The organism is Candidatus Omnitrophota bacterium, from assembly GCA_023819145.1.
Classification (GTDB): domain Bacteria; phylum Omnitrophota; class Gorgyraeia; order DTHP01; family DTHP01; genus JBFWKV01.
The window spans coordinates 87,291-107,468 of sequence record JAMWCW010000002.1 but is presented as its reverse complement, the minus strand read 5'-3'; the positions used below and the strand labels follow the sequence as shown (position 1 = coordinate 107,468).

At 34.0% G+C, this 20,178-nt stretch carries 21 protein-coding genes and 1 pseudogene; all 22 read left to right on the top strand.

The window, feature by feature from the left end:
* Position 1 precedes the first annotated feature (1 nt).
* The 22 genes and pseudogenes from NC818_01500 to NC818_01395 all read left to right on the top strand — a co-directional run bounded on the left by NC818_01500 (position 2) and on the right by NC818_01395 (position 20,177).
* The gene (locus NC818_01500) at positions 2-964 is read left to right on the top strand and encodes an SDR family oxidoreductase (protein MCM8783444.1); all 963 of its coding nucleotides are present in this window, start codon (positions 2-4) and stop codon (positions 962-964) included.
* Between the two features lie 49 nt (positions 965-1,013).
* A complete protein-coding gene (locus NC818_01495; GenBank protein MCM8783443.1) occupies positions 1,014-1,400 on the top strand; it encodes a hypothetical protein in 387 nt (128 codons plus the stop codon).
* Between the two features lie 2 nt (positions 1,401-1,402).
* Entirely contained in the window at positions 1,403-2,332 is a 930-nt protein-coding gene (locus tag NC818_01490) for an SDR family oxidoreductase (protein MCM8783442.1), read from the top strand.
* A gap of 31 nt (positions 2,333-2,363) precedes the next feature.
* Complete coding sequence (locus NC818_01485) at positions 2,364-2,681, top strand: hypothetical protein (protein ID MCM8783441.1); 318 nt, start codon at positions 2,364-2,366, stop codon at positions 2,679-2,681.
* Positions 2,678-3,538, top strand: coding sequence for a glucose-1-phosphate thymidylyltransferase RfbA (gene rfbA, locus NC818_01480; protein MCM8783440.1), 861 nt, complete (start codon positions 2,678-2,680; stop codon positions 3,536-3,538). Before NC818_01485 ends, rfbA begins: the two co-directional genes overlap by 4 nt.
* On the top strand, positions 3,531-4,349 hold the full coding sequence (locus NC818_01475; protein ID MCM8783439.1) for a sugar nucleotide-binding protein: 819 nt from the start codon (positions 3,531-3,533) through the stop codon (positions 4,347-4,349). The genes rfbA and NC818_01475 overlap by 8 nt, the downstream gene beginning before the upstream one ends.
* Before the next feature lie 176 nt (positions 4,350-4,525).
* Positions 4,526-5,554 (top strand): hypothetical protein, encoded by a 1,029-nt coding sequence (locus tag NC818_01470; GenBank protein ID MCM8783438.1) that lies wholly within the window; start codon positions 4,526-4,528, stop codon positions 5,552-5,554.
* Positions 5,555-6,724 (top strand): glycosyltransferase, encoded by a 1,170-nt coding sequence (locus NC818_01465; protein ID MCM8783437.1) that lies wholly within the window; start codon positions 5,555-5,557, stop codon positions 6,722-6,724.
* Positions 6,721-7,527, top strand: a pseudogene (locus tag NC818_01460) (glycosyltransferase). Before NC818_01465 ends, NC818_01460 begins: the two are co-directional and overlap by 4 nt.
* Positions 7,527-8,207, top strand: coding sequence for a class I SAM-dependent methyltransferase (locus NC818_01455; GenBank protein ID MCM8783436.1), 681 nt, complete (start codon positions 7,527-7,529; stop codon positions 8,205-8,207). The pseudogene NC818_01460 and the gene NC818_01455 overlap by 1 nt, the downstream one beginning before the upstream one ends.
* Positions 8,204-8,575, top strand: coding sequence for a class I SAM-dependent methyltransferase (locus tag NC818_01450; protein MCM8783435.1), 372 nt, complete (start codon positions 8,204-8,206; stop codon positions 8,573-8,575). The genes NC818_01455 and NC818_01450 overlap by 4 nt, the downstream gene beginning before the upstream one ends.
* Positions 8,572-8,895: a hypothetical protein gene (locus NC818_01445; protein ID MCM8783434.1), complete on the top strand. Its 324-nt coding sequence runs from the start codon at positions 8,572-8,574 to the stop codon at positions 8,893-8,895. The genes NC818_01450 and NC818_01445 overlap by 4 nt, the downstream gene beginning before the upstream one ends.
* On the top strand, positions 8,895-9,803 hold the full coding sequence (locus NC818_01440; protein ID MCM8783433.1) for a glycosyltransferase family 2 protein: 909 nt from the start codon (positions 8,895-8,897) through the stop codon (positions 9,801-9,803). Before NC818_01445 ends, NC818_01440 begins: the two co-directional genes overlap by 1 nt.
* A gap of 78 nt (positions 9,804-9,881) precedes the next feature.
* Entirely contained in the window at positions 9,882-10,046 is a 165-nt protein-coding gene (locus tag NC818_01435; protein MCM8783432.1) for a hypothetical protein, read from the top strand.
* A 336-nt stretch (positions 10,047-10,382) separates the two neighbouring features.
* Positions 10,383-11,126, top strand: coding sequence for a class I SAM-dependent methyltransferase (locus NC818_01430; GenBank protein ID MCM8783431.1), 744 nt, complete (start codon positions 10,383-10,385; stop codon positions 11,124-11,126).
* Positions 11,127-11,153: 27 nt separating this feature from the next.
* The gene (locus NC818_01425) at positions 11,154-13,538 is read left to right on the top strand and encodes a hypothetical protein (protein ID MCM8783430.1); all 2,385 of its coding nucleotides are present in this window, start codon (positions 11,154-11,156) and stop codon (positions 13,536-13,538) included.
* 8 nt (positions 13,539-13,546) lie between these two features.
* Positions 13,547-14,443 (top strand): hypothetical protein, encoded by an 897-nt coding sequence (locus tag NC818_01420; GenBank protein MCM8783429.1) that lies wholly within the window; start codon positions 13,547-13,549, stop codon positions 14,441-14,443.
* Entirely contained in the window at positions 14,422-15,375 is a 954-nt protein-coding gene (locus NC818_01415) for a hypothetical protein (protein ID MCM8783428.1), read from the top strand. The genes NC818_01420 and NC818_01415 overlap by 22 nt, the downstream gene beginning before the upstream one ends.
* Entirely contained in the window at positions 15,372-17,225 is a 1,854-nt protein-coding gene (locus NC818_01410; GenBank protein ID MCM8783427.1) for a hypothetical protein, read from the top strand. Before NC818_01415 ends, NC818_01410 begins: the two co-directional genes overlap by 4 nt.
* The gene (locus NC818_01405) at positions 17,222-18,028 is read left to right on the top strand and encodes a DUF3108 domain-containing protein (protein MCM8783426.1); all 807 of its coding nucleotides are present in this window, start codon (positions 17,222-17,224) and stop codon (positions 18,026-18,028) included. The genes NC818_01410 and NC818_01405 overlap by 4 nt, the downstream gene beginning before the upstream one ends.
* Positions 18,029-18,177: 149 nt before the next feature.
* Positions 18,178-19,434 (top strand): oligosaccharide flippase family protein, encoded by a 1,257-nt coding sequence (locus tag NC818_01400; protein MCM8783425.1) that lies wholly within the window; start codon positions 18,178-18,180, stop codon positions 19,432-19,434.
* A gap of 5 nt (positions 19,435-19,439) precedes the next feature.
* Complete coding sequence (locus tag NC818_01395) at positions 19,440-20,177, top strand: glycosyltransferase family 2 protein (protein MCM8783424.1); 738 nt, start codon at positions 19,440-19,442, stop codon at positions 20,175-20,177.
* Position 20,178: the final 1 nt, after the last annotated feature.

The window sequence follows — 20,178 nt, the reverse complement described above, 5'->3', positions numbered from 1 at the left end:
CATGTCTACTTACTTAGTAACCGGCGGAGCAGGATTTATTGGTTCGCATATTGTAGAAGCCTTGCTTAAAGCAGGGCAGAGGGTGAAAGTTTTAGATAATCTTTTAAGCGGTAGAATAGAAAATTTGTCTTTTACTCGGCGCTATGCGCGAAGAGGAAGAAATTTTATCTTAATTACAGGAGATATCCGTGACCTAAAGACTTGTGAAAGGGCATGTCGGGGAGTAGATTATGTTTTTCATCAGGCTGCCTTACGGTCTGTCCCCAAGTCTATGCAACACCCTCGAGAATACAACGAAGTTAATATTGGAGGAACGCTCAACATCCTTCTTGCCAGTAAAAAAACAGGAGTAAGAAGAGTGGTGTATGCTTCTTCCAGTTCTGTTTATGGAGAAACCAACGTTTTCCCCGAGAAAGAAAATTTCTTGCCTCATCCTATTTCTCCCTATGCATGCTCCAAGCTTGCGGGGGAATATTATTGTCAGGTATTTAGTGCGAGTTTTGGTTTAGAGACGGTTTCCTTACGTTACTTTAATGTTTTTGGTCCCCGGCAATCACTAGAATCACAATATGCCATTGTAGTTCCCCAATTTATTGTTAGCCTTTTGCATAATGAACGGCCTCCTATTTATGGAGATGGAAAACAATCCCGCGATTTTACTTATATCGATAATGTAGTGGAAGCAAATCTTTTAGCTATGAAGATTCCAGGAATTAGTGGAGAGGTTTTTAACATTGCTTCGGGGAAAGATTATTCGGTACTTGCGCTTCTTAAAATTTTGAACAATATCCTGCACAAAAAAATAAAGCCCAGATTTGTTCCTCCCCGTGCAGGTGATGTGCAAAGAACCTGGGCAGATATCTCTAAGGCAAAAGGAAAATTAGGTTTTCTGCCTAAGGTAGATTTTCAGAAGGGATTAGAAAAAACTGTTACCTGGTTCAGGGAAAGATACTCCCAAACCTAAGCCCACCTCGTAGGTGGGCAGTTTTGGTTTAGTTAAGAAAGGAGGCTTTATGTTAAGACCAATTTTATTAATCTGTTCGGTTTTTATGTTCTTGACTTCGCTTTATGCAGAAGAGACAAAGTTTATGGAGGGAGTAAGTCACCTAGATTTTGCTAAACTTTTGTTAAAGGAAGCTAATTTAGAGTCACTTTTATCTTCTTCAACCGCTGAAGAGGATTATTTCAAGGTGCTCAGAGAATTAGGAATTGAACCTTCACAGGGATGGGATAAAGATGGGATAATTAGGCTGGAAGATGTAGTCTACATGTTGGGTTTCAGCAAAGAAGAAGTAGAAGGGCTTAATTTTAACGAACTTTCTCAACAATTGGTTTCTCTACTTAAAGAGATATCTTCAATTAATTCAGAAGAATCTTATTATTTACCCGAAGAAGAATAGAGATGAATATTTTAATCACTGGCGGTGCAGGTTTTATTGGTTCGCATCTTTGTGAGCGGTTAATTAAAGAGGGAAACCGAATTATCTGTTTAGATAACTTAATTACCGGAGAACTTCCCAACATCGAACCCCTACTTAAAAACCCTTCTTTTAAATTTATTCAGCACGATATAACAAAATCCATAGAAATTGAGGAAGATATAGACTATGTTCTTCACTTTGCTTCGCCCGCGAGTCCCATTGATTATCTAAATTTCCCCATTCAGACCCTAAAAGTCGGTTCGCTGGGAACACACAATGCTTTAGGTATTGCCAAGGCAAAAAAAGCAAAATTTCTTCTTGCTTCCACTTCCGAAGTTTACGGAGACCCCCTTATTCATCCCCAGCGTGAAACTTACTGGGGAAACGTCAATCCCGTTGGTCCACGGGGAGTTTACGACGAGGCAAAGCGTTTTGCAGAAGCAATTACTATGGCCTATCACCGTGTCCATAAAATAGACACGCGGATTGTGCGTATTTTTAATACTTATGGGGAAAGAATGCGAAAACAAGATGGTCGGGTAATTCCTAACTTTATTAATCAGGCACTTGCCAATGAACCCTTGACGGTCTACGGAGAGGGAACGCAAACCCGTAGTTTCTGTTATATTTCTGACCTTATTGAAGGAATAATCAAACTTATGCACGTAGAGTATCACTCTCCGGTAAATTTAGGGAATCCCCAGGAGTGCTCCATAATAGAATTAGCAAAATTAATCATTCGGATTACTGGAAGTAAAAGTAGGATTGAATTTAAGCCTCTTCCTCAAGATGATCCTAAACAGAGAAAACCCGATATTACTTTAGCAAAGAAACTTCTTAATTGGGAACCAAAAGTTAGTTTCGAGGAAGGGCTAAAGAAAACTATTGCTTGGTTTAAAGGGAGTAGTTAAATAGTTGAATAGTTAAACGGTTGGTAAGGAGATGGATTTAGAGTTCTTTATCCTTCTTTTGGGCGTCTGGCTGGGAATATTTTCGCGTTTAATGAGTCCCTATTTACGCAAGCTCTATCAGGGAAAAAAAATAAAATTTGATAAAAAATATTTAAGAAGAACCCTTGCTTCTTTCTTCATCAGCACCATTTTTACCTTTGTTCTTTTTCCTAAGTTGGAAATAGCGGTAGAGATTTTTGATTTTGAAACAGGTTTTAAAATCTTCTGTCTTGCTTTTGGATTTGGTTTCGGGGTCAATTCCATTATTATTGAGTTCAATCAATGGTTTGAGAAAAAAGATAAATTATGAAAGGCATAATTCTTGCAGGAGGAAAAGCGACCCGTCTTTATCCCATTACCAAAGGTCTCTGTAAACAGCTCCTCCCTATATATGATAAACCGCTTGTTTATTATCCCCTTTCGGTACTAATGCTTGCGGGAATTAGAGAGATATTGGTAATTTCCACTCCCCCGGCGCTTCCTTTCTTTAAAAATTTGTTAGGTGAGGGAAAAGAATTAGGGATTAGCCTTTCTTACGCTGAGCAGAAAGAATCGCGAGGGATCGCAGAAGTCTTCATTATCGGAGAAGATTTTCTCAAAAAAGATAGAGTCTGTCTTATCTTAGGAGACAATATCTTCTTCGGACACGGGCTCCCAGAGTTACTTAAAGAAGCAAAATGTTATGAGGGAGCGTCAATTTTTGGATATTATGTAAAAGAGCCACAAAGATATGGCGTTATTGAATTTGATAGAAATAAAGAAGTGATTTCTATTATTGAAAAACCCAAAAAACCAAAATCAAATTGGGCAGTTACGGGTTTATATTTCTACGATAACGGCGTGGTTAAAATTGCCAAAAGCCTCAAACCTTCCTGGAGAGATGAATTGGAAATTACTGATATTAATAATACCTATTTAAAATTAAATAAGTTAAAACTTACCCTTTTAGGTCGGGGTTATGCCTGGCTGGATACGGGAACTTGCGATTCTCTGATTGATGCCTCTTTATTTATTAAAACCATTGAGGAACGCCAAGGTTTAAAAATCGGCTGTATTGAAGAGGTTGCTTACCGTATGGGATTTATAAATAAAAAGCAACTCAAAAAATTAGCAGAGCAATACAATTCAACTTATGGCGAATATCTTTTAAGAATAATCAATGAATAAAAATAAGATTCTTGTTTTCGGTAGAGGGTTTATTGGTTCAAGGATTCAGGAAGAATTGGGCTGTCCTTTTACCGAACGAAAAATAAAATCTTTTAAAGACGCAGAAGAAGAAGTTAAGAGATCTAATCCCTGTGTAATCATCAACTGTATTGGCCACATTGGTAGAAATGTAGATGAATGTGAAAAAGATTTAGATAAAACTCTCTCTGCCAATACCCTCGTCCCCTTAATTTTGGCTGAAATTTCTTTAAGAAAAAAAATAAAATTCATCCATATCAGTTCCGGTTGTATCTATCATTTTGATTACAAAAAACAGAAACCCATTATGGAAATCCAGCCTCCGGATTTCTTTGAGTTATTTTACAGTCGGACAAAAATTTATGCCGAAGAGGCCCTGAAGGCTTTAGCCAGAAAAAATCCTCTTCTTATTTTAAGACCGCGTGTTCCTCTAGATGATCGTCCCCATCCCCGTAATCTCCTCACCAAATTACTCAATTATAAAAGAGTAATAGACATTCCCACTTCAATTACTTATCTCCCTGATTTTCTAAAAGCTTTAAAGCATCTAATAAAAATAGATGCCCGGGGAGTGTACAATGTGTTTAATAAAGGGGTCTTAAAATACCCAGAACTTTTGGAAGTTTATAAGAAATATGTTCCTGAATTTGGATATAAGATTATTGACCTGAAAGAATTGGGGTTGTTAAGGACAAATGTAATTCTTTCTACAAAGAAATTGGAAAAAACTGGTTTTAAAGTTCGTGATATCCATGAAGTTCTGGAGGAATGCGTAAGTGCATATTTGCAATAAATCTATTGGAGATGAGACCTCCAAAAATATATGAAAAAGATTAACTTAGGAATTATCGGTTTAGGTCACTGGGGACCAAATTTTGTAAGGATATTTAATCAAAATTAATTTTATCTATTCTGTATTATCTCTGAAAAGAGAAAACGAAACATTGATTTTAAAAGAGATTTGATATTATGAATAACACCTTAAAATTATTAATAAAAAAACCTAAACTGATTCCTTTCGCCTTGGAAAGTTATCTTCGAGAGGTTATTTTCAGACCCGATAGAAGCTTAAAAAAAGGAATAGATTACATAGATGAATCTAATGATGAATGGCTGAAAGCCGCCCCTATACCTTCATGGCGTTATGAATTTGGTGCTACGGTATTAAATAATGAGATTTATGTAATAGGCGGATTAAGTATTCCTACCGTTTACAATGTGCTCAGAAAGGTTGAGGTTTATAATGTGGATAATGACACTTGGCGAGAAGTTGTTCCTTTCCCAGTAATTATACATCATCCTGCTGTAGCAAGCTTAAATGGTAAAATTTATGTGTTAGGAGGAAATGGATTACGCATCAGTGCTTATAGTTATGTATTTGAATATAATCCAAAAGAATATATCTGGAGGAGAAAAAGAGATATGCCTACTAAAAGAGGGGCAGCAGGGGTAGCAGTTCATGACAATTTAATTTATGTTATGGGTGGTGCCGTTCCTCACGGATGGAAGAAGAAAAAAGTTAGAAAAGAGTTCGAGGCTTATAATCCACATACAGATAAATGGGAGATTTTGCCACCTCTACCCACGCCACGAGAACATTTAGCAAGTACCACTGCAGGAGGATTAATATTTGCCTTAGGCGGATATATTACCTCTATGTTTGAGCCATTGGATATTAATGAGGCATATAATCCTATGACTGGTAAATGGGAAAAGCGCGCTCCTTTACCATTACCTTTATGCGGTTTTCCTGCGGTAGGGATAGACGATAGTATTTTTATTTTTGGAGGAGAACAAGGTTGGGCAATTTCCGGACATACTTATGAATACAAAATATTACAAGACCGCTGGTACCGTAGAAAAGATATGCCTTTAGGTCGCTACGCTGCAGTAGCAGTGTCATTAAACAATCGCATCCATGTTATTGGTGGTAAAAGTTTGATGTTTGGATATATTTTTAGTAATGAGCATGATGTATATATTCCACCCAAAGATTAAATGAAAATTTTGGTCTTTGCTAATACTTTTAATGTAGCAAGTGGAGGAGATAAAATATTTGTTAAATGCTGTAAATATTGGCAGAATCATAACAATAAAATTTTGATTGTAACTAATGAAAAGGGATTTAACTTTTGTTTAAATAGTGGAATAAAAGAAAGCAATCTTGAAATATGGAGAAGCTTCTTTTTGGATAAATTAAATATCCGTATCTCTTATATTTATAAAACACTCGTTTCAGTGATAAGAGGCATTTTTTTAAATACATACGAATACGAGGTAGTCTTTTCTTCTTCAGATTTTCTGCCCGATGTCCTACCCGCATTAATAAACAAAATTAAAAATAAAAAAATAAAATGGATTTCCGCCTTTTATCTCTTTGCTCCGAAACCATGGCAAAAAAATAATCCTTACAAAGGCAAGTATTTTATTATTGGTGTTTTTTATTGGTTGAGTCAATTGATCTCATATTATATTACAAAAAATGTTTCAGATATAGTCTTAGTTACAAATTATGATTATATCAAAAGCTTTATTAATCGGAAAAGAGATGCTAATAAGATTATGGTTTTTAAAGGTGTTGTAGATATAAACGAAACTGAAAGATACTTTTCTGCTGCTCAATTCATCCCTTTTGAAAAAAAAATTTATGATGGGTGTTTCGTAGGGAGATTGCATCCACAGAAAGGTGTATTGCAATTAATAGATATATGGGGAAAAGTATGCCAAAAAATACCAAAAGCTCGCTTAGCAATTATTGGTGCAGGAATATTGCAGGATAAATTAAGAGAAAAAATTATTTCCAAGTGCTTGCAGAATAGTGTTGAATTATTAGGTTTTAAAGATGGTAGAGAGAAATACGAAGTTTTCAAGATTTCTAAGGTTTTTGTTCAGCCTTCCTTGTATGAGACCTTTGGGATGGCGACGGTAGAAGCTATGGCTTGGGGGTTACCTGTAGTTGGTTTTGATTTGGAATCATTAAGGTTATATTTTACAAAAGGTATGTTTAAAGTTCCTTGTTTTGACCTGAATAAATTTTCCGATAAAATTATTGAACTTTTAAAAGATAAGAATTTATATCAAAATACAAGTGAAGAAGCCCGAATTTATGCCAAACAATTTGACTTTCGGGAAGCAATTCGTGATTTAAATGAGATTTTATTAAAATGATCGATATTTCTGTAATTATTACCACTAAGAATGAAGAGAGAAATATTGATAATTGTCTAAAATCAGTTAAAGCTCAGACCTATCCTCAGGAGAAATTAGAGATAATTGTGGTTGATAATAATTCAAGCGATAAAACAAAAGAGATTGCTTTAAAATATACAGATAAAGTCTATAATTATGGCCCGGAACGCTCAGCACAGAGGAATTTTGGAGTAAGACAGGCAAAGGGAAAATATATTTTATATCTTGATGCCGATATGATTTTATCTAAAAATGTTATTTCTGAATGTGTAGAGAAATGTGAAAGGAAAGACATAGTTGCATTGTATATCCCAGAGAGAATAATTGGCAAAGGTTTCTGGATTAAAGTAAGGGATTTTGAGAGAAGTTTTTATAATGCTACCTGTATCGATTGTGTCAGATTTGTGCGTAGAGATAAATTCTTAGAAATTGGTGGATTTGATGAAAATTTAACTGGGCCAGAAGATTGGGATTTTGACAGAAGAATTAGAAAAGTTGGTAAGGTTAACATCATAGAATCTACAATTTATCATAATGAAGGTGAGTTTAATCTTAAAAAATATTTATATAAAAAAACTTATTATGCCCAATCATTCAATAAATATATCCAAAAATGGGGCGAAGGCGATCATGTCATAAAAAAACAATTAGGCTTTTGGTATAGATATTTTGGAGTGTTCACGGAAAATGAAAAGTGGAAGAAATTTCTGAGCCATCCGATATTAGCATTAAATATGTATTTTTTAAGAGTTATGGTTGGAATTCAATACTTGCTTAGAAGATGAAAAAATATTCAGATTCAATAGAGGAAAGACTGACTGGTAGGCATAAGAAATGTATGGAATTTTGTGGGGATATAAAAGATAAGAAGATACTTAATATTGGATGTTACAATGGTTGGTTTGAAAAATTTGCAATTGAAAATGGTTGTTTAGAGATCATTGGGATAGATACGAATGAGGATAATTTAGTTAATGTTAAGACCCAAGTGAAAGACAAAAGAGCCAAATTTTTTAAAGCCTCCATATTGGATTTATCACAATTTGGGACAAATTATTTTGATCTTGTCACAATGTTTGATGTTTTAGAACACCTTCCTAAGAATAAAGAGACAATTGCCTTAAGTGAGATAAAAAGAGTTTTAAAGTCAGATGGGAAATTAGTGATATCAACTCCTAATAATTCGTTATTCTCCAAGATACTCGATCCTGCGTGGTACCTTGGACATAGGCATTATTCAAAGGATAGTATTGTAAAAATTTTCTCAGAGGCTGGATTAAAATTGAAAAAAATAGATTATGGGGGTGGTTTTCACGAATTATTTTCTATGATTTTGCTTTATTTCTTTAAGTGGGGTTTCAAAAGAGAAATCCCTTTCAAGAGTTGGTTTGAAAGAAAAAGAGAAGAGGAATACTTAAATAATAATGGTTTTGTAACTCTATTTGTGAGGGCTAACAAATGAAAGGGTTCTTATTGAAGATTTGGCTTAAAGGAGAAAGAAGTAATTATAATAATGTTCTCTCGGTGTTGGAATACAATCCTAATGCAGTTGTCTTAGACTGTGGTTGTGGTAATGGTGAGTTTACACTACGAGCTGCTTCCAAGATTGGAGTCAGAGAGATATTTGGAATTGAAATCGACGAAGAGTTGGCTAATGTAGCAAAAGCAAAAGGAATTAAGGTAAAACAAGCTGACCTGAACAAAAAGATTCCATTTGATGATGCTTCATTTGATGTGGTGATTGCTAATCAACTAATTGAGCATCTTTTTGATACTGATAACTTTGTCGATGAGATTTATCGTATATTGAGACGGGGGGGTACGCAGTGATCTCAACAGAAAATTTAGCCAGTTGGCATAATATTTTTTCATTACTCTTTGGCTGGCAACCATTTTCAATGACCAATATTTTAAGGGATAGATTGGGTACAGGGAATCCTCTTGCTTATCGTCGTTTAGAGAATCTTATTTTTCCATCAATGCAGCATATCAGAGTTTTGGCTTATCAAGGGCTAAAGGAGATTTTTGAGATTAAAAGATTTAAGATAGAAAAAATATTAGGAGCAGGATATTATCCTTTGCCGAACCTTTTAAGCAGGTTAGACCCGAGGCATGCGGCGTTTTTAACAATTAAAATAAAAAAAGCATAATGGAAAAGAAGTTAGTTTCTATTATTATACCAACTTACAATCGTGAAAAGGAAGTTCTTGAATGTATTAGTTCACTGCTCAATATTTCTTATCCTAATTTCGAAATTATAGTTGTTGATAATGCATCACAGGATAATACAGCAAATATTATAAAAGAAAAGTTTTCTAATATTAAGAACATTAAAATTTTGGAGCTTAGCCAAAACCTTGGCGCTGCCGGTGGAAGAAATGAGGGTATAAGACACGCGAAAGGGGAATATCTGTGCTTTGTAGATAACGACAATATAGTAGATAAGAATTTTTTAACTGAGCTTGTAAAATTGGCTGAAACTGATGAGAAAATAGGATTTGTCGGACCTAAAATGTATTATTTCAATGACCCGGAACGGATTTGGTATGCCGGGGCAGAAATAAGCTTGCTAACTAGTAGGGGGAGATATATTGGTATTAGTGAAATTGATAAGGGGCAACATGATCGGATTCGAGAGGTAGGTCACATCCCAAATGTGTGGTTAGTCAAAAAATGCGTCATTGAAAAGATAGGAGTACTTGACACAAGTTATGTTGTGTGTTATGAAGAGTCTGATTGGGCAATGAGAGCAAGAAAAGCAGGGTATAAAATCATGTTTTGTCCAACCGCGGTAGTTTATCATAATATACCATTACGAAAGATAAGTAAAGGTCTGCGTGGTTTGATAGGGTTTGATAACCCATATAAGGTTTTCTACGCAGCTAGGAATCGAACACTATTTATGAAGAAATTTGCAAGTAAGCTAAGCTTTATATTATATCTATTGATTTTTAACAATATTCTTTTAATTCAATATTGTTTAATCTTTTTGTATTATAGAAGAAGTGATTTAGTAAAAAGTTATATTAAAGGGTATTTATCAGGAATAATAAAATGATATTATGAAAACCTACTTCCTCTAAAAAGAACCGACATAATAATAAAAAGTCCCAGAAAGAGAAAGGAGGAAGTAGCTATGGAAGAGTTAAACCAAAAAAGGAGATTTAAGTATTTTATGGCTATCGGTCAGCACAAGACGTATTCAAAGGTAGCAGTGGTTGATGAGGAAGGTGCTTTCATAGAAGAGGAAAAGCTCAATCACTTTGATAGACAAAGTATGTATGATTACTTCAAATCCTAAAATCCAAAAAATATACTCCTAGGCAAGCCTAGTAGATTTTTTTCTGGGCCATATTTGAGAGCTCGTTAAAATGATTGGGAAGCCCGGGGTCGAATCAATAGACCTTGTCCTAATAAGGACGAAGAGTTGAATGGTTAAACCAATTAAAGTGATTAAAAAGGAGTAGGTTTTCAGAGATGAAAGATTCAGGGTGCATATTTATATCCTAAGAATAAAATAAGAACAGAATTGGCAAGTAAAATAAAAAGTTTACAAACACATTCATTACGCAATGTGAGGCTATTAAAATCTTTATGCATACGCAAAGGGATTTCTTAACTAAGAAAGGAGAATATCTTGTTTTCTGAGAAAAATATTGCAGATAGTAGTAGTCGGGAGGCAAAATTCTTTAATAACATTTCTAGCGGAGAATATAATGTTTTGACAGAAACAGACTATAATAATTTTTTGGAGATAGTAAAATCAGAGATAATTGAAAAGAATCGTTTAGATAACTTACAAATACTTGAAGCAGGTTGCGGGACAGGTATATTTGGCAGGAAAATCCTCGCTCACCTGAAACAAAAAATCACAATTACTGGTGTTGATATTTCAAACAATCTAATTGGTTACCTGAGATTACTTAAGCCGAAAAACTACGTTGCAATTCATGACAATATTATAAACCAAAACCTATTTGAAAACGAAACCTTTGATATAATTATTTGTCCTTTCATATTACACCATTTATATAAAAGTGAGTTAGAAATATTTGTAAAAAACTCATGGAGATGGCTGAAGTCAGAAGGATATATAATCGCTATCGAACCAAATGGCTCTAACCCCATTTTATGGATAAGCCATAGAATCGGAAAAATATACAGAGCTGTTTTTAGAAACACTAAATACCTTTCTCCAAAGGAAACTGTCTATTCTTGTCGGTTTTACGAGAAGCTGTTCCTGAAATCAGACTTTATGAAAATCATAGTTTTAAAAATTCAAATTAAAGGTAAACTGTCTCATTTAGGATTTGGGATAAAAATTTTTGTCGCACTTAGAAATCATTTGTCAAGATTTTTTGGAAGAGATAGGTTGTCATAATTTTTAAAAAACAAACAAAGAATAAGCGTGAAAAAGCTAAATAAAAATTTTTTGGCTATTCTTGCTATATTTGTATTGCCTATTCCGAGTCTATTTTGGCTTCCGCGCGGCGAAGTCTTAGCCCATGGTATAATCCAGCCCTGGTTTAATGTTTCTGCATTATGGGAGAATGCAACTAGGTATTTATTTGCTTGGGTTAACATAGCTGGGTTTGGCAATTCGAATACTGAACCTTCCTGTTTTTTATACCGTGCGTATAAGGCGCTGGCAGTAGCTATTGGCGGTAGCAGCCATGGTGGGCAAGTTTTATTTCTTTATTTTGGTTTCGTTGGTTGTATGGGTAGCATGTTTATCCTCGCAAGAACCCTTGGTTTTACCCCAATTGCCTCTTTAATTTCTGGTGCATTTTATCTTCTGAGTCCAATGGTAATGTCTGGGATGCCTCTAGAAATTACTAACTTGCGCGTATTGCCCTTTTATGTTGCTACTCCTTTTTTGTTTAGTTTAGTTGTACGTGCAATGCGCCCCCATTCTAGCAAACGAGAGCTGGCTATTTTTGGGATAGTATCACTTTTTTTGGGTTCAGCGGGTTATTCTACTTTACAATATTTTGTACTTCACCTAATACTCATTGGTAGCTATGTTATTTCTTCGATTGCTCTGGCGTGGTCAAATCGGGACGCCCGTGTTAAGGTGGTTCGCAAATCACTTACGCTGTTCATTATCATGTTTCTTGCTAATTTCTACTGGCTGGGTCATTTATTATTCAGTTTACACGAGGCATATGTGCTCCGTGCCGAACCAGGCTTTACAGATGTGGGTGTAATAGAAGGTTTAAGTGTTAAACTCATTGATGGTTTTAGAATGCTACCATATCCTGCCCACGCGAGTATATTTCCCTGGGTTGCATATTACTATGCTCCTCTTATGACTTTGATTACTTTTGGTTTCGTAGCAATTTCTGCATTTGCTCTTCTGAGTTGTAAGACAAGATGCACTGCTATATTTCCAGGAGTGCTTTTAGTCATAATTCTATTTCTTGGCAAGGGGATTAGGGAACCGCTTAGTGCAGTTGGTAAAATTATATTTTTATCTCATCCTTATGTAACGCGCCTATTTCGCAATCCGACTTACTTTGAGACCATAGCGGTATTTGCCTTAACCTTGCTTATTGGTCTTGCCATTGGGGAGATCATGCGAATAGCTTCCACTAAATCTTGGAAACATTTAACTATTGCAGTGATAACCGTTACAACCCTTTTAGTTATGTACGGATGGCAATTTCTTATTGGTGGTCCTATCAGATCACAGTCAAAAGATAGTTGTTCACAATCTGTAAAGGTGCCACTTTGCTATACAGAGTTTGCTCAGTATTTGCATGACGATGATGAAGACTTCCGGATTCTCTCTATCCCTACATTTACTCGACAGAGTATGTATGTAGCCTATCGTTGGCAGAAGCTATTCGTAGGTTCGCCTTTTTTAAATATTTGGTCTGGAAAACCTACTTTCAATCCCGTTTATCCTGGAAGTAGTGGAGTCAATCCTTTATTTGATTCCGCTATGCATCCACAATCAAACATTATATCGCAAGATACTTGGAGAGCATTACTGCAAATAGCAAATGTGCGCTATGTCACATTCCATGATGACACTGATTGGGCATATCTCTGTCGATCCAATCCGGCATTTGCACAGTTAAGTGAAGAGAAGATTTATGGGTTTGTAGACAAAAGTCCTTTTATGAAAAAGGTTAAAAATTTCGGGAAAATAGAATTATACCAATTAGACTCTAAAGCTTTTCTTCCCCACTTCTACATCCCCTCTACTCCTAATTTTGTTTCCGGTGATATCGAAGCACTTGTGCCACTTAGCCAGACAAAATACTTAGAGGGAAAGCCGGCATTGCTCTTTTCAGAGCAAAATCAAAATTCAAATATCAAAAATCAAAATTTAGAGAAGATAAATAATTTTGTATTTAAAGATTCAAACTGGCAGGATTTGGCAGTTGAGATGGCGGGTTTGCAGGTTAGTGAGTTAGAGAGTAAAAAAAGCAAGGTTAAAATAGAAAAACCGGGAGTTTATGAGTTCTATGTGAATACCCCTGAAATGGATGATATTCCGGAGTTGGAGATTAAAGTGGATGGAAAGGAAATAGCTTTAGTAGGAAATTGGGGGATGGGAAGGTGGGGGAGAAAATATATAAAGCTGGGAGAATTTGAGATAAAGAAGAAAGGAAAGCGCCAGATAAATATCAAATATCAAAATAAAAAGCAAAATTTAAAAATTATATTGGTGAATAAAGAAGAAAGAGAAAGATTGGAGAAGGAGATTGGGAAGATGTTAAACGAGTCCCCAACAGAGATCTGTTATATTTTTGAGAAGGAGAAGGTAGAGTTTTATATTCCATAACCCAAAATATGCCTAAGAAAATCTGGATAGTAATCGGGATTGGATTATTAATGATTGTTTTAAAGGCAAATGCCCAAAGTATAGATTTATATACAGAGGAGAAAAAGATATATCCCATTTCAGAAAATAGATTATACGATTTAAAAGTAAAACTGAAACCAAAGGTTAGCGAGCCCAGAGATTTTAGTCAAGAGATACCGAAACAAAGCAATGAATTTAATTCCCCGCTGGTAAAGATAGACCAGCAGGTCTTTAGATTAAATGATTTTGAGTTGCCAAAAAATTTTGAGGATTTAGAAAGGGATGTTTTGGTAAAAAGGATTGAGCTGGCAAAAGGAAAGCATAAATATGAGAAGTTGGAAAATCCGACTTTTGAGGTAGAGTGGGTGATTTTAGAACCAGTATCCAGTATCCAGCCACTATCCATAAATGAACCAGAAATCACCTTTAAAAAGATAAATCCTACCAAATACTTAGTAAAAGTAGAAAGAGCAACGGAGCCATTGTGGTTGGTATTCTCTGAGAGTTTTCATAAGCAATGGAAACTGTATAGAGCAATCCAGAATATCAGTGCACCAGAATTTGAGGAAATCGTGGCGGATTATCCGAAATTAAAAGTAAAAGAGGCAAGACACTTGATGAAGTTTACACCCCAAGATATAAGATTTTTGTTTGAAAAACCTCTAGAAGCCCCGCATCATTTAGTCAATGGCTATGCCAATGGATGGTATATTGAGCCGGAAAAATTGGGGTTGGGTGAGAATTTTGTGCTGGCAATTTATTTTTGGCCGCAGAGTTTGTTCTATTTAGGATTAGGAATTTCAGGAATAACTTTTTTGGGATGCATTATCTTTCTTTTAGTTAATTTTCTTAAAAATAAAATATGTTCCAAAATAAAAAATTAATTCTCATCTCTTTAATTTTAGGAGCGATATTTTCTTTCTTCTACAATTATTTTGTGATTGGAGATTTTAAAGGATTTAAATTGAAATTAAAGGATGTAAAAGGAATAACTCAATTTAATCTTCCAGAAAAAGATATCTATATTTTAAAGGTCTGGGGAAAAGATTCTCCGCAAGAAGTTTATTTTAATGACAAAATCTTAAGCCATTTTTATTTTCGCAAAAGAGGAGAATTAAAGGAGTTATATTTTTCTCTTCCAGAGGATCTGGTCAATGAAGGCTCAAATAAAATTAAGATAGTTTCGCCTTTGAGTTATTCTTTAAGGATAAGGAACCATTTAGGAACCGCAGATTATGGCACTGTTCTATTTAAAGAGAGTAAATTTTTAAAAGAAAAGAGATTCAATTTTAGAAAATTTCTTTTAGGCATTGTTTTATTTAGCCTGTCCATATTTTTTATCTTTAGATTTTTTTCTTTTCTAACAAAAAACCTTCTAATCATCATTCTTTCCTATATTCCCTGTTTCTTATTTTTTCTTTTTAGTTTTTTTATCTCCCAATTCAGCCCTTATAGAATTATTCTTCATATTTATTCTTTTTTAGGAATGAGCATATTTTTGGTAGGTATAATAATGGTTCCTTTGTTTCTAATTTTTTCAGCAAGAAAAATAGATATCAAGTTATTAAAAGAGAATTTTCAAAAAGATAAAGATTTATTTCTTTCTAACCGCATTGTTTACTGGATTATGACAAGAGAATTTTCTGATAAATGCATTCTTACCTTTATGTTTCTGCTAATCTTATGTGCATTTCTCTTAATCTTTAAATTAGAGCCGGTTGCCGAGCAAATTGCCAATCTTGCCTATCTTGTATTAGTTCTGGGAGTAGGGATTAAGTTTGTGAAGTTTATAAGAGAAGAAAAACAAAAAGAATGAGAAAAAAATTTTTGATTACTATAATCTTTATTCTTCTGATTATAGCGATGACTTTTCCTTTAATTTTTGAAACCACTACCCATATCCCTGGCTTTTTCTCAACCGATGAGCCTTATGGGGCAATTTGGAGTTTTTGGAGGATTAAGTATTCGTTTTTAAATAAACTCTCTTTAAAAAGAACGGATTTAATTGCTCATCCTTTTGGTATGGACTTGTATGCATCAGGTTCTATCTCTTATCTCTGGCTTTTCTGGACACATCTTTTGAGTATTTTTACCACCCCGGTGCTTACCTGGAATATCCAGATTTTACTTAATCTCTTTTTATCTTTGGTATTTTCCTATCTTTTAGTCTTTTATCTCACAAAAAATAAACTCTCAGGAATTTTAGGAGGAACAATCTTTGGTCTTTGCCCCTATCAATTTGTGCGCATCTGGCAACACGTAGGGTTAACCTATAATCAATGGCTTCTTTTGATTCTTTTGAGTGTAATTTTATTAAAAGAAAATCCATTCAGCAAAAAGAGAATCTTTTTATTTTTTATAAGTTTCTTTCTTCTTTTATCCTTTGACTGGTCAATAATGTATATGGGGATAATCAGTCTATTCTGTTTTTTGGTTTATGTTTTCTTTTATCGTTGGAGAGTAAAATTTTTTAAAAAGAATGAATTATTTATTTCTGACTTTAGATTTCTGGGAAAAGTCTTTATTTCTATGGCGCTTGTTTTTGTTATTCTGCTTCCCCAATTTTTATGGGCGATAAAGAATAGATTATCTATGAATAAAATAAATTTTACTCCTTCGGCTTTTAGTCATTATGCCCGACCCTTTGAAGATTTATTTACCCAATCGGCAAAGCCATTAAGTTATCTTCTTCCTGCGGTGGTTCATCCGATTTTTGGAAAATTTACGGAGAGGTTTATTGGCTCGCATTTGTATGGGGTAAGTTTTACCGAGCATACGCTTTATTTGGGATGGACAGGGCTTACCTTAGCTTTTATTGCATTTAGAGCCTGGCGAAAGAGACGCAAAAATAAGCAGTTAACAATTAACAGTGAACAGTTAACAGAAAGAGAAGATTTTTATATTGGATTTTTTGTATTCTTGTCAATTGTGGCTTGGTTTTTTTCTCAACCGCCCTGGTGGAAATTTGGACCAATTAAGATTTTTATGCCTTCGTTTTTTATGTATAAGATACTGCCAATGTTTCGGGCTTATTGTCGGTTTGGGATTGTGCTGATGCTGCCAGTTAGTGTTTTGGCAGGATTTGGTTTAAAGTTTATTTTAGAAAGATTTAAGCACCGGAAGACAAAGCTTGCTATAACTGCGCTTTTCTGTAGTCTGGTGCTTTTTGAATTCTGGAACTATCCACCGTATAAGGTAATTGATGTCTCAAAAGTGCCTGAAGTATATTATTGGCTTAAAGAGCAACCCGGCGATTTTGCTATTGCCGAATATCCTCTGGATGCGGACTCACCCAATGAAATGTATAAGTTTTATCAGACAAAGCATGAGAAGAAAATTATCAATGGGACAATCCCAGGAAGTTATGCTAACCGAGTTGCTCAGGAAATTCGTAATCTCTCAGAACCAAGAACTGCGGGAATTTTGAAATGGAGGGGTGTAAGATATGTAATTGTGCATTATGATGGATATCTAAATTCAGAGCTTTTGGAGGATAAAAAAGAATTTGAAAAAATACCTCAAAATTCCTCTCTTAAGTTGGTTAAGAGCTTTCCCGCAGAGGAGTGTCCTAAAAAAGATATTATGTGTGTTAAAAAAACAGGACCTATTGATGTTTATGAAGTGATTGCTGAGCCAATAAATCCAAATTTATGTATGTTAGAATGATGAAGAAACTTAAAATAATTTTCTTTATTCTTATAGGGTTAATAATTTTTCTTATAGGCTGGGAAAATTATTATAATAATAAGATAGAAACGATAATTAGAAAAGTAATTGCTTCTCCGGAAAGATTAGAAATATTGAAAGATAGTTTTTCTTTAAATTTTCAGATTAATTATTTAAATGTCTTTCCTATAGGTAAGGCGTTTTATCATTCAATAGGCCTTTCACAATATAATCAGAGGTCTATATATCAGCTTGAGATGACTGCAGAGGATACATTTCCTTTTTCTTGGCTAAAACCGGCGAAGGCAAAGATAATTTCTTATCTGGATACATCAAAGATGCTTCCAGTGTATTTTTCTACAGAGATACACATGGATGATAAGATAAAGGAGAAAAATGAGATTATTTATAATCAAGAAGAGGGGTATATAATCTCTGAAGGAAAACGGTATGTGATTTTTCCGTTTACCCATGAACCGCTTTCTCTGATTTTTTATTTGATGAGGATAAAATTTGATGCATATAAAGGAGAAGAATTGAATCTTAATTCCAACCAGGCAAACTATAGAGTGAAGATAGAGGTGTTAAATAAAAAGGAGTATAGAATAGAAGGAAGAGCCTATAAAGTGTGGGAGGTGAATCTATTGCTAAGGAGAAGAAAAGGAGACATAATGCGCCACAGTCTGGATGCAAAAATATACTTTTTAGACACAGGGGACAAAAACATTCCTTTACTTGGGAAAGCATATAATAACTCGGGAAATATTTTCTTTCGTCTTGCCAAATTTGACAATTTAAGCTGAACTTAAAGTGTAAAATTACTTAAGTAAGAAAAAAATTGTTAAGATTGTTAATAAATTGCTAAAAGTATGATTGATTTTAAACATAAGGAATTAGCAAATGCGGTTAGGGTAAATTTTACAAAATTAGATGATAAAAAATCTTGCCTAATATGAATATTAAAAATATATTTCGTGATGATTTGGCAAAAGATTCTTTAATTATGTTTTTAGGAACAAGTTTTACAAATTTTTTTAACTTAATATATACGATTTTTTTGACAAGAAGTCTTTCTCCTTCAGATTTTGGAATTTTTAATTCTTTATTGTCTATTTTAATGCTTCTCTCTCAATTACCCGCTGCATTTTCTATAGCCATTAGGCGTTTTGTCTCTCAATTTTATGCCCAGCAAAATTTCTATAGAATAAGAAGATTTATTATTTTTTTAGGTAAATGGATATTTCTAATTGGTTTCTTTATTTCTTTAATTCTTACAGTATTTCATAAACCCCTGAGTGACTTTTTGAAAATTTCCAATGGAATTAATTTTCTTCTGCTTAACTTGATTATTTTATGTAGTTATCTTTCTGCTCTTCCACAGTCTATTTTGGTAGGATTACAAAAATTTTGGTATATAAGTTTTAATTCTATTGTTTCTGGTTTAGCAAAGTTAATCCTGGTTTTTATTTTTATAAAATTACTGTTAGGGGTAAGGGGAGCTTTGTTGTCATTTCTAATTTCTTCTTTTTTAGGCTTAGTCATTTCTTTTTATTTTCAAAGAAAAAGTTTACCCAAGACTATGAATTCTATCTTGGAAGATAAAGATTTTGATTTTAGTAGTGTCTATAGATATCTATTTTCGGTATTTATAGTCACTCTGGCAGGAACCGCCTTTTTGAATATAGATATAATTTTGGTAAAACGATTTTTTGAGCCCCTTGAAGCAGGATTGTACTCTATTTCTCAAGTGGTAGGTAAGATGGTTTTCTTTTTCCCTTCTTCTATTATTGCGGTTATGTTTCCCAAGGTGGCCAATCTTCAGGCAAAAAATAAAGATACAAGGGTTGTTCTAAAAAAGAGTATATTTTATATGTTTTTTCTTTCTAGTCTGATTGCTTTCTTTACCATATTCTTCCCTGAGTTGGTACTAAAGGTGCTTGTCGGTAAAGTCTATAAAGAATGCTTTCCTCTGGTGCGTATGTTTTCTATTAATATGGTTTTACTTAGTATTCTTTTTGTTTTTATGAATTATTATTTATCTCTTGATAAGAGAAGATACCTCAATATTTTTCTGGGAACAGTTCTCTTAGAGATTGTTTTAATTTCTCTGTTTCATAAAAGTCTTTTGCAGGTGCTTGTTTTAATCTTTATATCTTTTTTATTTCTTTTGTGTTTAAATCTCTGGTTGGTATTTTATAAATCCGCATAATCATCATGGATAATTTAAATGGGAAGGTTTCAGTAATTGTTCCTGTTTATAACGGCTCAGGATTTATTGAGTCATCGCTATTTGAGATTTTAAAGACACTTGAAAAATTTTTATGTCCATATGAAATAATTGTGGTTGATGATGGTTCAGAAGACGATACTTTCTTTAAATTAAAAAGATTTGCGCAAAAATATCCTCAAATAATCCTTACAAGGAATAAGAAGAATTTCGGAAAAGGAAGGGCTTTAAAGAAAGGATTTCGTTATTGTAGAGGAGAGTGGGTGGTTTTTATGGATGCGGATTTATCCCTTCATCCTGAACAGATTTCTACCTTTTTTGATATTATGCTCCTTGATGAGGCGGATGTGGTGATTGGTTCAAAATTCCATCCCAATTCCCGACTTAATTATCCTCTCTTACGCCGTATTTTAAGTTTGGGCTATTATTATCTTATCAAGATTCTTTTTGGCTTACCTGTGCGTGATACCCAGACAGGATTGAAGTTATTCAAATATGAGATTTTAGAAAGGGTATTTCCCAAAATATTGGTTAAAAGATTTGCTTTTGATGTGGAGGTTTTGGTTAATGTACATCGCTTAGGTTATAAAATAGTAGAAGCACCAGTGAAGCTCGATCAACACTGGCAAAGTTCCGTGGATTTGTCTTCTATTTTAAATATCTTTAAAGATACTTTGGCTATTTTTTATCGCCTTTATATCTTACGATATTATAGGAGATTTTAGA